The 13582-nt window shown below is 35.8% G+C and carries 16 protein-coding genes; 6 read left to right on the top strand and 10 right to left on the bottom strand.

Going from position 1 to position 13582, the window contains the following annotated elements:
• The first annotated feature begins 137 nt into the window (after positions 1–137).
• Positions 138–695 carry a DUF4136 domain-containing protein gene (locus R2Q77_RS11580; protein ID WP_316803899.1) on the top strand — a complete coding sequence of 186 codons (558 nt, stop codon included), beginning with the start codon at positions 138–140 and terminating at the stop codon, positions 693–695.
• Here the strand turns inward: R2Q77_RS11580 and R2Q77_RS11575 are convergent.
• Positions 692–1810: a glycosyltransferase family 1 protein gene (locus R2Q77_RS11575; RefSeq protein ID WP_316803898.1), complete on the bottom strand. Its 1119-nt coding sequence runs from the start codon at positions 1808–1810 to the stop codon at positions 692–694. The genes R2Q77_RS11580 and R2Q77_RS11575 overlap by 4 nt on opposite strands.
• An 80-nt stretch (positions 1811–1890) precedes the next feature.
• Entirely contained in the window at positions 1891–2709 is an 819-nt protein-coding gene (locus R2Q77_RS11570) for a 2,3,4,5-tetrahydropyridine-2,6-dicarboxylate N-succinyltransferase (RefSeq protein WP_316803897.1), read from the bottom strand.
• Positions 2710–2887: 178 nt separating this feature from the next.
• Between R2Q77_RS11570 and R2Q77_RS11565 the strand changes: the two genes are divergently transcribed.
• Positions 2888–3286, top strand: a complete 399-nt coding sequence (locus R2Q77_RS11565) for an RNA-binding S4 domain-containing protein (protein ID WP_316803896.1) — start codon at positions 2888–2890, stop codon at positions 3284–3286.
• Here the strand turns inward: R2Q77_RS11565 and R2Q77_RS11560 are convergent.
• The 4 genes from R2Q77_RS11560 to R2Q77_RS11545 form a co-directional block, all read right to left on the bottom strand.
• On the bottom strand, positions 3283–4050 hold the full coding sequence (locus R2Q77_RS11560) for an EcsC family protein (protein WP_316803895.1): 768 nt from the start codon (positions 4048–4050) through the stop codon (positions 3283–3285). The two genes, R2Q77_RS11565 and R2Q77_RS11560, sit on opposite strands and share 4 nt — an antisense overlap.
• Before the next feature lie 141 nt (positions 4051–4191).
• Positions 4192–4395: a hypothetical protein gene (locus R2Q77_RS11555; protein WP_316803894.1), complete on the bottom strand. Its 204-nt coding sequence runs from the start codon at positions 4393–4395 to the stop codon at positions 4192–4194.
• 91 nt (positions 4396–4486) lie between these two features.
• Positions 4487–4969: a nucleoside deaminase gene (locus R2Q77_RS11550; RefSeq protein WP_316803893.1), complete on the bottom strand. Its 483-nt coding sequence runs from the start codon at positions 4967–4969 to the stop codon at positions 4487–4489.
• A 76-nt stretch (positions 4970–5045) separates the two neighbouring features.
• The gene (locus R2Q77_RS11545; RefSeq protein WP_316803892.1) at positions 5046–5648 is read right to left on the bottom strand and encodes an OmpH family outer membrane protein; all 603 of its coding nucleotides are present in this window, start codon (positions 5646–5648) and stop codon (positions 5046–5048) included.
• Between the two features lie 401 nt (positions 5649–6049).
• Between R2Q77_RS11545 and gyrB the strand changes: the two genes are divergently transcribed.
• From gyrB to R2Q77_RS11525, 4 genes are all read left to right on the top strand, one after another.
• Positions 6050–8008 carry a DNA topoisomerase (ATP-hydrolyzing) subunit B gene (gyrB, locus tag R2Q77_RS11540; RefSeq protein ID WP_316803891.1) on the top strand — a complete coding sequence of 653 codons (1959 nt, stop codon included), beginning with the start codon at positions 6050–6052 and terminating at the stop codon, positions 8006–8008.
• Between the two features lie 204 nt (positions 8009–8212).
• Positions 8213–8551: a PadR family transcriptional regulator gene (locus tag R2Q77_RS11535; RefSeq protein WP_316803890.1), complete on the top strand. Its 339-nt coding sequence runs from the start codon at positions 8213–8215 to the stop codon at positions 8549–8551.
• A complete protein-coding gene (locus tag R2Q77_RS11530; protein ID WP_316803889.1) occupies positions 8552–9214 on the top strand; it encodes a hypothetical protein in 663 nt (220 codons plus the stop codon).
• 1 nt (position 9215) lies between these two features.
• The gene (locus R2Q77_RS11525) at positions 9216–9899 is read left to right on the top strand and encodes a hypothetical protein (RefSeq protein ID WP_316803888.1); all 684 of its coding nucleotides are present in this window, start codon (positions 9216–9218) and stop codon (positions 9897–9899) included.
• 50 nt (positions 9900–9949) lie between these two features.
• On the opposite strand, the gene R2Q77_RS11520 is transcribed toward R2Q77_RS11525, so the two are convergent.
• The 4 genes from R2Q77_RS11520 to R2Q77_RS11505 form a co-directional block, all read right to left on the bottom strand.
• Complete coding sequence (locus tag R2Q77_RS11520) at positions 9950–10876, bottom strand: bestrophin family protein (RefSeq protein WP_316803887.1); 927 nt, start codon at positions 10874–10876, stop codon at positions 9950–9952.
• A gap of 25 nt (positions 10877–10901) precedes the next feature.
• Entirely contained in the window at positions 10902–11408 is a 507-nt protein-coding gene (locus tag R2Q77_RS11515; RefSeq protein WP_316803886.1) for a hypothetical protein, read from the bottom strand.
• 96 nt (positions 11409–11504) lie between these two features.
• A complete protein-coding gene (locus R2Q77_RS11510; protein WP_316803885.1) occupies positions 11505–12863 on the bottom strand; it encodes a HAMP domain-containing sensor histidine kinase in 1359 nt (452 codons plus the stop codon).
• Positions 12863–13540, bottom strand: coding sequence for a response regulator transcription factor (locus tag R2Q77_RS11505; protein WP_316803884.1), 678 nt, complete (start codon positions 13538–13540; stop codon positions 12863–12865). Before R2Q77_RS11505 ends, R2Q77_RS11510 begins: the two co-directional genes overlap by 1 nt.
• Positions 13541–13582: the final 42 nt, after the last annotated feature.

The following is a 13582-nucleotide window of genomic DNA, read 5'->3' as shown; positions in this document are numbered from 1 at the left end:
TTAATATAATGCATTGAAAAAGGTCGTATTCTTAATACAATTTAATTGTAAAAAGTGTTAAATCAATTGGATATGCTATTTTTTGAAAGTATATTTATATTGATTTCAGTTAGGGGAAATACACACAAATAAGTCATATGAGAACAACACAAAAATTATTAGTGCTATTTACAGTAGCTGTAATGGCATTATCGGCATGTAGTACATTGCGTACCGCTTCAGATTACGATAAAAAAGTAAGTTTTACTAATTATAAAACTTATAATTTTTATGATAAAGGTATAACCCGATTAAAATTAAACGATCTGGATAAGCGAAGGATGCTTTCGGCTATTGATGCTGAAATGACAACTAAAGGTTTTACCAAAGCTGAAAACCCAGACTTATTAGTTAACCTGGTTGTGGTAGCAAGAGAAAGAGTTGATGCTTACGGATCTGGTTTTTATGGACCAGGCTGGGGTTGGGGCTGGGGCTGGAGATCACCATTTTGGAGTGGCGGCGCAAATTACATCGATCAATATATGGAAGGTACCATCATAATTGATTTTCTGGATCCAAAAACCAAAACATTAGTATGGCATGGCCGTGGTAGCGGTTTTAACCTGGATAATTTCAGAAAAAGAGAAGAAAGAATGAATACTGGTGTAAAAGAAATTTTGAGTCAATATCCACCAAATGCATCAACAAACAATTAGTTGGAGTTTAGCTGATTATAGCAATCCATTAATTGTTGCGTAACTAAAGGGCTATTGAATTTTTGAACAAATTCGAAGCCCTTTTTTTTCATTTCGAGCTGCTGCTGTTCCGACGAAAGAATTTGATTTATTGCATTTGCCAAAGCATCGGCATCGGTTGGAGAAACGTACAAGCTGTGTGGTCCGCCGGCCTCTTCCAGGCAAGATCCTGTTGCGGCAACCACCGGAACATTTGAATATAATGCTTCGATAATAGGAATGCCAAAGCCCTCGTAAAATGAAGGATAGGCAAAAACAGACGCCATTTGATAAATACCTGGTAAATCTGCAAACGGAATGTTTTTTAAGAAAACAATGCGGCTTTTTAAACCAAGTTTTTCTATTTCTTTCTCTACAGATTTAAAATACTTGGTTGGTTTTCCAATTACGACCAGTTTATAATCTTTATTTACCTTTTCCAATGCCTGAACGATTAATTTAAGATTTTTACGTTCTTCAATTGTTCCAACATTCAGAATGTATTTTTCAGGAAGTTTATAAGTTGCGCTTATTCTGCTGAGGCTTTCCTTCGCAAATGCTTTTTTAAAACTGTCATCACAGCTTTGGTAAATTACCTTGACTTTATCCGGATCAATATTATAAAACTCTATAATATCTGATTTGGTTTTTTCGCTGATGGCAATAATTTGATTGGCATGTTTACAGGCGTACTTACTTTTTAAAAGATATAGTTTCCTGTCTATATATTTAAAATAATGAGGGAAACGCAGGAAAATTAAATCATGAATGGTTACAATCGATTTAATCCGGGTATGTTGAATGGCGAAAGGAATTTCGTGACTTAAACCATGAAAAATCTGCACCCCATCGCGACTTAAATCTTTTAAAATATTTAAGCTTCTCCACAGAAAACGACCATGTAGCGGTAATTTGAGTTCGACATTCTCCTTTTGAAAAAAAGCATCAATTTGCCTGGCTGGTTTAACTTTTGGAGAATAAACAAAATACTTGTTTTCCGGGAACTGTTTGGCCAAATGTTCAATTAAAGAACGGCTGTAGTTTCCAAGTCCGGTTAAATTATTTGCAGCCCGCTTGCCATCGAAACCAATTTTCATTAAGGGTGGGGTAAAAGGTGTAAGGTAAAAGGCATAAGGTTTGGATTAAATGTAACCCTAACTTTATGCCTTTAAGCCATTTATACGGCTACATTATTTTCTCTTAACGCATCGTTAAGCGAAGTTTTTTTATCTGTACTTTCTTTACGTTTGCCAATAATTAAAGCGCAAGGCACCTGATAATCTCCGGCAGGGAATTTTTTGGTATAGCTACCCGGAATTACTACAGAACGTGCAGGTACAATACCTTTATATTCAATTGGTTCAGGGCCTGTAACATCGATAATCTTTGTTGATGCAGTTAAAACCACATTAGCACCTAAAACAGCTTCTTTTTCTACTTTTACACCTTCTACAACAATCGCTCTCGAACCTAAGAAACAATCATCTTCAATAATAACAGGTGCTGCTTGTACCGGCTCTAAAACACCACCAATACCAACGCCACCACTTAAGTGAACACGTTTGCCAATTTGCGCACAAGAACCTACAGTAGCCCATGTATCAACCATGGTACCTTCATCAACATAAGCACCAATGTTTACATAAGAAGGCATCATAATTACACCTTTAGCTAAAAATGCGCCATAACGGGCACTTGCCATTGGTACAACACGAACTCCGGTTGCTTTATAATCGGTTTTTAATTCCATTTTATCATGGTAAACAAAAGGCCCAACCTTAATTTCCTTCATCTCACGAATAGGAAAATATAAAATCACAGCTTTTTTAACCCACTCATTAATGCCCCAGGAATTTAATACAGGTTCCGCAACGCGAATTTCGCCTTTATCAAGACCCATAATAACGGCTTCAATGGCTTCGCAATAGTTGCTATATTTTAAAAGGCTTCTGTCTTCCCAGGCGGCTTCAATTAGTTTCTTTAAATCTGAATACATGATGTTTTTAAATTTTACGCAAAATAAATCAATTTTATCTAAAGACAGGCTTTTTCTGCTGATAAAAATTGTTGAACAGCCTTAATGGGACATTGTTTTAACCTTTTCTCCGCCCAATCTTTTAACATCAACCCAAGGGTTTCGTGTCTTTACTGACTAATTTGTATTTTTGGGTTTTATGACAGAAGCAGAAAAACTCAGAATCGATAAATATTTGTGGGCCATTAGGTTGTTTAAAACCAGAAGTTTAGCTACAGATGCTTGTAAGGCAGGTAGGGTGAAGCTGAAAGGGCAGAACATTAAGCCTTCGGCTATTGTAAAAGTGGGCGATGTTTATCAGGTATCTAAAGGAATAGAGAAGAAAATTATTGAGGTGGTAGAGTTGTCATATAACCGTACCGATTCTCCAACAGCCATAACAAAATATAAAGATTTAACTCCGGTTGAAGAAACACATGCTTTTAAATCTATGTTTCATTCGCCAAGTTTAAAGCGTGACCGTGGTACTGGCCGCCCTACTAAAAAAGACAGGCGCGAAACGGATGACCTGATAGGCGGGATGTTCGAGGAAGATTAGTTTGAAGCAGGATGTTTTAAGGTGGAAGTCGGGCTCAAAACGCTCAACCCCGAGCTTAAAACTCTCATACGATAGCTCATCATCGCGGTTTTGCCAAGCCTGTTTATTAGTTTATAATTTGCAACTGCACCCACTGCTGCGCCTACAAAAGGAAGCATTTGGGCAAGTTTGGCTAAATCAATATAATCACGGTATTGCTGCTGAAAAGTTAACCAGTCAAATTCATCAATATTTGAGGGGAGTGTGTGCGCTTTATCATCCCAGTTTTGCATTTTCATAAAGATATTTTTACTTTCTTCCTTACTTGAAAAAGCGAGCTGGAAAATATGTAGAATAAACAAACGTTCCCTGTAATCTTTTACATCGTAACCATATAAGGCCGCAACATCAAAAAGCATTTTCATTTTAATGCCAAGTAATAATGGAAAATCGGCAAGGCTCATTAAAAAGCCTCCTGCTCCGGTAATGCCACCCTCTGCAGCACCAGTTTTTTTATAATTTTCTATTTTTTGTTTAATTAAAGCTTCGCGGTGCATTAATGTTAAATCTAAAGCGGGTTTGGCTGTGGTAAAGGTAGAGCCCAAAAGTACCCCTTTAACCATTTGCTTAATAGCGGAAGTAATTGCACTGTGTACTTTATCAGGGATATAGGTATTGATTTTTCTTTGAACTTTATCGGTAACCTTACTAAAAAGTGAAGGTTTTTGTAAAATTCTAAATTTCCAGAAATCAAGTTCGCTACCTATTTTTTGCTCGTAAGTCATAAAAAGTGATATTTAGTTAGACGTTAATACCATTCTTTTTGTTTCGGCAGAGGTGCGCTTTTGTTTAAAATACTCGGAGTGAATTTAGTAGGTAGAAGAAATCGTTTAAAGTTAAACACTTTAAACGATTTGCATACTGAATTAAGTTGTTCTTGTTACGCAGATGGATTGTCCGCTTGAACAAAGAGAACTGGTTAAGTTGTCGCATCCTGAATCCGTAACGCAACCAAAACTGTTGCCTCCATCAGTGCAGTAACAGTCTTGCGGTTCAAATTGTGTAAGCTCTTTTTTACCGCCTAAAATTCCTTTTAACTCGGTTCTGGTTAATGCTTTAAAGTTTTTCATAATGATTAGAGTTTTGTGTTAAGTATATCCCTAAAATAATAAAAAAAACAATGGTAACAAAGTTTAAATATTTGAAAAACAGATTGTTGTGTTAGTATTCTATTCGCATAGGCGAAGTTTCCCAAAGTTTAAAGGCTTCCTGTGCTTCGTCTCTTAATAATTGAACAACAGGTAAGGATCTTTTCTCCATAGGTTTATCCAGCTCATCGTAGATAAATTTATCATCAAAACCAATTTTACCGGCATCGGCTTTGGTGTTTGCATAATAAATGGTTTCAATCCTCGACCAATAAATGGCTCCAAGACACATAGGGCAAGGCTCGCAACTGGTGTACACTATGCAGCCACTTAAATCAAATGTATTTAATGCGGTACAAGCCAGGCGTATAGCCGATACTTCAGCATGTGCCGTTGGATCGTTTGTAGAAGTTACTTTATTGGCCGATTGCGCAACAACTTTTCCATCTTTAACAATTACGGCGCCGAAAGGACCGCCAACCTGCTCACTCACATTTTGCACAGATAAGGCTATCGCCATTCGCATAAATGTTTCGTGTTGTTTATTCTCTTCCATGATAAAAAAATTAAACACAAAAAATGCCTCAAATTTTGAGGCATTTTTTGTGTGTGCTATAGGATTAACAGTAATTTTATTTTTTTGTTTTTGTATAATCTTCGTTTAAGCCTTTAATTACATCAGTAGTAATGTCTAAACTCTCATCGGCAAATAAAATTGTACTGCCTTTAGTGTAAGATAAAACCATTTTATAACCTTTATCTTTTGCATAGGTTTTTAAATAACCGGCAACTTTATCATAAAGTTTTTCAGTTTCTACAGCCTGCTCATTTTGTAAAGCACCACCTGCATTTTGCTGATAAGTTTGTAATTCCTGTTGCTTGCGGGCTAAACGCTCTTCAGTAGTTTTACGTACGTCGGCAGCTAAAGTGCCTGCACTTTGCTGATATTGAGTTACTTCTCTTTGGAAAGCCTGGCCTTTAGCCTGCATGTCAGACTGAGCATCTTTGGTTTTTTTCTCAAATTTATTTTTAAGGTCTTTATAGTATTCGTACTTGGTTAATAAAGAGTCTTGGTTAACAAATACGATTTTTTCATTAGCAGATACAGCTGCTGTACTATCTGTTTTCTTTGTTGTTTCAGTCGTTTTAGCTTCTTTGTTTTGGCAAGCAGAAAATGTTGTAATTATAGCTGCGGCTGCAAGTAAACCAAGGTTTTTAAAGGTTCTTCTTTCCATTATTGTTTAATAAATTTTAGCAAACTTATATAAATTAGTTTTTATATGCAATTTAACATCAAGTTTGTGTTTTATAAGCAGTTTTAAAACAATAGCGGCAGGTTTAAGTAGGCTTTGTTTTTCTGCTTCGCTATGTGTATAACAAATGAATGGTTTAAATAACCAATTAAAAGCGGGCTATAAGGAAGGTATTTGAATCTTAACATAAAAAGCATGTGCAAGCTCCAAAACATTGTATCGTCTTTGCTTTTCAAAATCCTGTACAGTGCATCGTAAAGCCTTTTAGCTTTAGTCTTTTAGCATTCCTTACCCCCTTACTTTTAATGCCTAAAACTTCTCCACATATTGGGTTAATTGCCGAAAAATGCGTATTTTTGATAATTATTGTTTTTAATTAAAATATGAGCGAAGAACAGGATTTAAAGTCAAATTATTCGGCAGATAATATACAGGTTTTAGAAGGTTTAGAAGCGGTGCGTAAGCGCCCTTCGATGTATATAGGCGATACTGGTGTTAAAGGTTTACACCATTTAGTTTATGAGGTTGTGGATAACTCCATTGATGAAGCTTTGGCTGGTCATGCAGATACAATTGACGTTAGAATTTTAGAAGGCAACTCCATCAGGGTTGAAGATAACGGGCGTGGTATTCCAACCGGGATCAATACAAAAGAAAATAAATCGGCGCTTGAAATCGTTATGACGGTTTTACACGCAGGTGGTAAATTTGATAAAGATACTTACAAGGTTTCTGGTGGTTTACATGGTGTGGGGGTAAGTTGCGTTAACGCATTATCTACAGACTTAAAAGCTGAAGTACACCGTGAAGGTAAAATCTGGATGCAGGAATATAAAATTGGTGTTCCGCAATACGATGTAAAGGAAGTTGGTACTACAGATAAACGCGGTACAATTGTAACCTTTACGCCGGATCCTACCATCTTTACCCAAACAACAGAGTACAAATACGATACTTTAGCGGCTCGTTTGCGCGAATTAGCTTTCTTGAATAAAGGGATTAAATTAACCTTAACGGATGAGCGCGAAGCTTTAGAAGATGGAACATTCTTATCAGAAGTTTTTCAATCAGAAGGTGGTTTAAAAGAATTTGTTTCTTTTTTAGATGGTACAAGAGCATCTTTCTTGCCTGAACCAATTTATATTGATGGTATTAAAAATGGTGTGCCAGTTGAGTTGGCTTTCCAGTACAACGACAGTTATTCAGAAAATGTCCATTCTTACGTAAATAACATTAATACGCATGAGGGTGGTACACACATTGCTGGTTTCCGCAGAGGTTTAACGCGTACGTTAAAAAGCTATGCAGATAAATCTGGTTTGTTAAAAAACCTGAAAATGGAAATCACTGGTGATGACTTTAGAGAAGGTTTAACAGCAGTAGTTTCGGTAAAGGTACAGGAACCGCAATTTGAAGGGCAAACTAAAACCAAACTGGGTAACAGTGAGGTAATGGGCGCGGTAGATATTGCTGTTGGTGAGGCATTGGGTGCTTATTTGGAAGAAAATCCAAAAGAGGCTAAAATGATCGTTAACAAAGTAATTTTAGCGGCTACAGCCCGTGCTGCAGCACGTAAAGCCCGTGAAATGGTGCAACGTAAGAGCGTTATGGGCGGATCAGGCTTACCTGGTAAACTGGCCGATTGCTCTGACAGTGATCCTGAAAAATGTGAAATTTATTTAGTTGAGGGTGACTCGGCGGGTGGTACCGCTAAACAAGGTCGCGATAGAAACATTCAAGCTATTTTACCTTTAAAAGGTAAGATTCTGAACGTAGAAAAAGCGATGGAGCACAAAATTTACGAAAACGACGAGATTAAAAATATGTTCACCGCAATTGGGGTGAGTATTGGTACGCCGGAAGATGATAAGGCTTTGAATATGACGAAATTACGTTATCACAAAATCGTAATCATGACGGATGCGGATATCGACGGTTCGCACATTACTACTTTGATTTTAACTTTCTTCTACCGTTATATGAGGGCTTTAATTGAAGCGGGATATGTTTATATCGCATCTCCGCCACTTTATCAGGTTAAAAAAGGTAAAGATTTTGAATATTGCTGGAATGATGTACAACGCGATGCCGCTGTACAGCGAATTAAAGGAAATGGTAAGGAAGATAGCGTACACATCCAACGTTATAAAGGTTTGGGTGAAATGAATGCTGAGCAGCTTTGGGATACTACTTTAAATCCGGCTACGCGTACCTTATTGCAAGCTACAATCGAAAGTGCAGCAGAGTGCGATCATACTTTCTCTATGTTAATGGGTGATGAAGTTGCACCACGCAGGGAATTTATAGAGCGTAATGCAAAATATGCCAAAATTGATGCATAATAACTAAATTCCCTAAACAGGATTTAGAAAATATATAAGCCCTTTCAAGTTAAATCTTGAAGGGGTTTTTGTTTTAATTAGAGTCTGTTTCTCTGTACGACAACCAATTATTTCACATGTGATATAATTTTGCCAATTAATACTTGCCTTAAATTTTATATGCATAGTTTTCTTATGTATGTAAAATTTATATATATTTGAACCATGGCAGTAAATAATGAATTATTTAAAGGCACTTTACAAACCATTATTCTTAATCTTTTATCAGAGAATGAAAGGATGTATGGTTATGAAATTACGCAGAAGGTAAAATCAATTACACAGGGCGAGCTGATGTTAAAGGAAGGCGCCTTATATCCTGCATTGCATAAATTAGAGGCTGATGGTTTATTGGAAACAACAACAGAAGTGGTTGAGAACAGATTAAGGAAATATTATTCGTTATCAAAAAATGGTGAGAAAGAAGTTGTAAATAAATTACAGGAAGCGAAAGATTTTATTGCCCAACTGCAATTATTGTTAAACTTAAAACCTGCAATTTAAATGGTATTAACTGCACAACAAATTCAGGAAATTAAGGATTATATTTTTGATGCTGTAAAATACAGAGAAACTTACCATGAGGTTTACGACCATATGTTAAATGCACTTGCAGATGTACAGGAACCTTACAGCTTAGAACTGGTTGCAGAAATAATTAATATTGATTTTGGAAGCTTTAAAGAAATTAAAAAACAGGAAGCCCTTTATCAGCAACAGGTTAATAAGAAATATGCGAGACTTTTTCTGTCAGAATTAGCCACTACATTTAAATGGCCAGGCATATTAAGTAACCTCACAATTTTAGCCTTATGCACGTGCATTTATTATAGCAGCAAAACAGCTCCATTTAACATGAAGCCTATGATTATAGCTATTTTTTTATGCTCTATTGTTGTCGCCTTTTATGTTTATAGCAAAATCCTGCTTGGGAAGAGAAAAGAACAAAAATATTCTATTACAGATAATTCATTAGGGAGTTTAGCTTCGGTTGGATTGTTTATGGGGAACTTTGTTTTGTATTGGTTTCTTACTAAAGACAGTTTAATTGATTTAAGCCAAAACAGTAAAGTTATTACAATGCTTGTATTATTCTTTTTTTGCAGCATGTATGTAAGAACTTTCATAACTTTTTACAACCAAAAAATTAAAATATTAACAGCCTGATATGAACCTAACCAAAATACAACTAAATAAAATAAGAATCTACCTTGAAGAGATCGGATTTAAGTACATTGATGTTCAAATGGAGATTTTGGATCATGTGGCTTCCGCAGTGGAAGAAAAGATGACTGAGAATCCGGCCTTAACATTTCAAGATGCTGTAAACCAAACGCAAACTTCGTTCGGCAAAGCAGGCTTTACCAAAATTGAAAAATCAATTATAAAGGGGTTGGGTAAGAAATACTGGAAGCTTTTTTTGCGACATTTTTGCTCATTTTTCCATATTAGTTCTCTCTGGATTGTAATACTCTCAGGTTTTGGCTTGTACCAGTTGCAAAATTTAATTGCTAATCAGGATAATTTTTTTACCGTATTTATTATCGCAATCATTATACTTTTCTCTGCGTTGGCATATAGAGGTTTTAAGGCTGTAGGTTATAAAAAATTTATGGTTTATAAAATTTCAGGTTCGTACGCAGCCTATGTCGGTATATTTTTAATGTTTGTATTTCAGGCTATAAATAAACCATCAACAGGCATGTTATTTGGCTTAAATAAAAGCTATCTGGTTGTGTCTGTTTTGATTACCTTTTTTGGGTTGTACTACAGTGCGGCCCTTAAAACAGTAAAGGCTGGTGCTTTAGAGAGTAAAGCCATAGCCGATAAATTAAAACTTTTATACCATTAACTTTTTACTAAAAAGCCCCTCCAGATTTATTGGAGGGGCTTTTTTTACGTCTATAAAATATAATAAGAACCTACAGGAGCCAGTTCTGATTGTGGCTTATCTTCGTAAAGCTTATTGTCATTCAGCATCTGACAAAGATCTCTTTCAATATTTCTACAAATGGTTGTGGTAGGTGTATCAGTAGGTTTATTTTCGAAAGGATCTTGTAAATGAACGGCCATTTTTTCGACCAGTAAGAAAAAAGTGGCAATTGCAATTACAACAGGCACTTCTGCATAACCGAAATATTCAATTAAGCCAAAAGGCAACATCACAATAAATAAATGGATAGACATGTTGATGTATTTACTGTAGGTGACCGGAAAAATAGTGTTTTTAATTCTTTCCGATCCACCCATATGGTTACATAAAGCTGTTATGGTTTTATCAATCTCTATCTGTTGATATTTATTAATCCAGCCTTCGTTCAGTGCCTTTTTTAAATCCATGGCATGCAACTCTAAAATAGAAACCGTTACATTTCTACGTTTACTTATAAAAGTCATTTCATCCGCACTTAGGTATCTTTCAAGGCCTTTGTGAGCAGAAAAACCACGTAGTGACTGGCTTAAAGCATAACACCAGGCTATTTGTCGTTTAATAAACTTCTCTTTAAATTTCTCTATTTCATCCAGCCCATAAGGATTTTCTACAAATGATAATATTTGTCTTGATAATGACCTGGAATCATTAACGATTGCACCCCATAAAATTCGGGCTTCCCACCACCTGTCGTAAGCCTGATTTGACCTGAAAGCCAGTAATAATGAAATAATTGTGCCTAAAAGCGCTGGTACAGCAACAGGAATGGAGATGCGTGTAACATGGAAATTCTCGTAAAGAACAACAATGCCAATGGAGTAGGCAATAACAAAAATCAGTTGTTTTTTGATCTTTCCAAAAATATAAGTAAGGGGAATATTGTTTCGTAACAGCATAATAAAATTAAATTAATAAGATTGGCTAAACAGTAGAAGTTTGCAATCTGTTTTCGTGAATTTTTGTATCCATTAAGTATTCTGAATTATTTTCAATCTGATGCGGGGCACTATCCAATTCGAGTGTTTGGCAGCCACAACGTTCAGTTAAATACTTAGGTTCGATACTGTATTTGTTAATTTTCTGGAAGTCGTAATCCTTGAGGTAGGCAACACAATCCACATCAAATGCATCAATAAAGTTTTTAAAAGCAGCAACCGTACTGCCATAAAAATATTCTATACCCACGCAACCCAATTGATTGGAATATTTCGTTTTATATTGATTGAGTTTAAGGTAAAAAGTGTCGCTAACATTTTCATAGTCGCGACTCCGGCGGCTCAGCATTAGCATATCTGTTATAGAATCAGATAATTTAAACGCATGTACAAAAATGATGTTTAATTTTTCTTCTTTTTGGTTTAAAACCAGTGCGTCAATAATTTTGGTTGCATCCGGATTAAAATCTGTTGGAACTAATACTGTTTTCATAACCTGATCTTGTTAAATGAATAATTAAATATTTATACAAGAATAGCCTAAGGTTATTATAACGAAATAAGAACGAGATTAGAATGAGATTAGAATTTACATGCTGGTTGGTAATAAAACTTTAATTTCGGTCCCAATCATTTCCTGAGATTTAATGGCTATACTACCTCTGTGCAGTCTGATAATGTTTAAAGAAAGTGGCAACCCGACTCCATAACCTTTATAATTATTGGTGTTTGATGCCCTGTAAAAAGGCTCAAAAATATGTTGAACATCATTTTGCGGTATGCCGATTCCTAAATCTGTTACGGTTATCGAAATCATATTCAGCTTACTTTCTACTCTAACGCTAACCGGCATATTATTAGAATATTTGCAGGCATTGCTTACTATATTGGTTATGGCAAGCTTAATCAGATTTTTATTTACCTTAATGTTAAGGTGTTCTTCGTTTTCAGGAAGGTTGTTAAAATCTATTTCAATTTTACTTTCTGGGTGCACCTGGTTAACAGAGGCAACTACATCCCATATCAATTCGTCAATCCTAACTTCTTCCCAAGGCTGGTTTTTTCCATTAAAGCCAGATTGCGCAAGCCCGAGCAAACTTGTTAAAATATGCTCTAATCTTTCAGCTTCATCTTTTATTTTATTTAACGCTGCATTTTGCTTTTCTGTATCCTGTTTGGCCATAAGTGCCAGCTCAACCTCGCCGTTAATAATGGTTAAAGGCGTACGCAATTCGTGGGATGCATTGCTGATGAAGTTGTTTTGCGTTTCAAAGGCAGTTTCCAAGCGGTTAAGCATATTGTTAAACGTTTGTGCCAATTGCGACATTTCATCGGCCCCAGGTACATCCAGGCGCAGGTGCAGGTTTTCTGCCTTAATTTTCTTTACACTTTTAATAATGTTACGCAGCGGCCGCAACATGTAACCGGAAAATTTCCAGCCCACTACAAAGGATAGTACCACAGAAAGGAAAAAACCTGCAAATAGAATTTTCTGAAGATCTTTTAATTCTCTAAATCCAAATGGATCATTTGCCGATATAATTACGATATAACCCTGTTGCGGGCTTTCGAAATATTTGCCTGCATAAAAATGGTTTTCCTTACGGTAACGGGCCATTTTACCCGAAATAATTTTTTCGTAAAAAATTTCAGGCAATTCAATATCCGTGATTAATTTTTGCTTAACCCTTTTATCCGTTTTAATAATGTATTCTCTTTCTGATGGAAGCCTTTCTAAGTAACGATTACGCATTTTGGCATACATATCGTTATTTTCGTCCTGGTAAACCTTAATCTGTGCCGCAATATTTACCCGGGCTTCTAATCGTTTATAAAAATCTTCGAAAGCAAATTCGTTAGAAAAATACCAAACAAAACCACTTAATAAAGAAATAATTATGGCAGAAAGAATGGCAAACAGAAGGGTTATTTTTTTTGCAATAGACATTATTTTTCCTTTAAAACATAGCCTAACCCAACTGCAGTATGAATCAGTTTAATGTCAGCGTTTTTATCGATTTTTTTTCTCAGGTAATTTACATAAACATCAACTACATTGGTGCCTAAATTAAAATCAATATCCCAAACACTTTCTAAAATATCAATTCTCGACAGGATTTTAGACTTATTTTTGGCCATAAACTCCAGCAAACGATATTCAGTAGCAGTTAATATAATCTCGGTTTGATTTCTTTTAACGGTTTTGGCTGTTAAGTTAATTTGCAAATCGCTGATGTTAATCATTTGATCATTCATTACCACTCCGCTATAACGCCTTAAAAGCATCCTTATCCGGGCAAAAAGTTCGGCAAATTTAAAGGGCTTAATCAGGTAATCGTCTGCACCATTATCCAGTCCGTTTACCACATTTTCTGTGCTGCCGAGTGCTGTAAGCATAATAATAGGTACATTTGGCTTCTCGCTTTTAATAATCTTACAAAGTTCCAGGCCATTTATTCCAGGTAACATGATATCGAGAATAATCAGATCGAAATTATTTTCCTTAGCCATTTGTTCGCCAATTAATCCATCAGGCGCGATGCTCACGGTAAAACCCTCATCTGTTAATCCACGTTTGATTACAGACACAACGTTTGGCTCATCTTCTACTAACAATAAATTCATCAAAGGGCAAGTAATCTAAAAAACATGAAATAACAAAATCTT

The organism is Pedobacter nototheniae, assembly GCF_032678625.1.
GTDB lineage: Bacteria > Bacteroidota > Bacteroidia > Sphingobacteriales > Sphingobacteriaceae > Pedobacter > Pedobacter nototheniae_A.
This window is presented reverse-complemented; position numbering and strand designations above follow the sequence as displayed.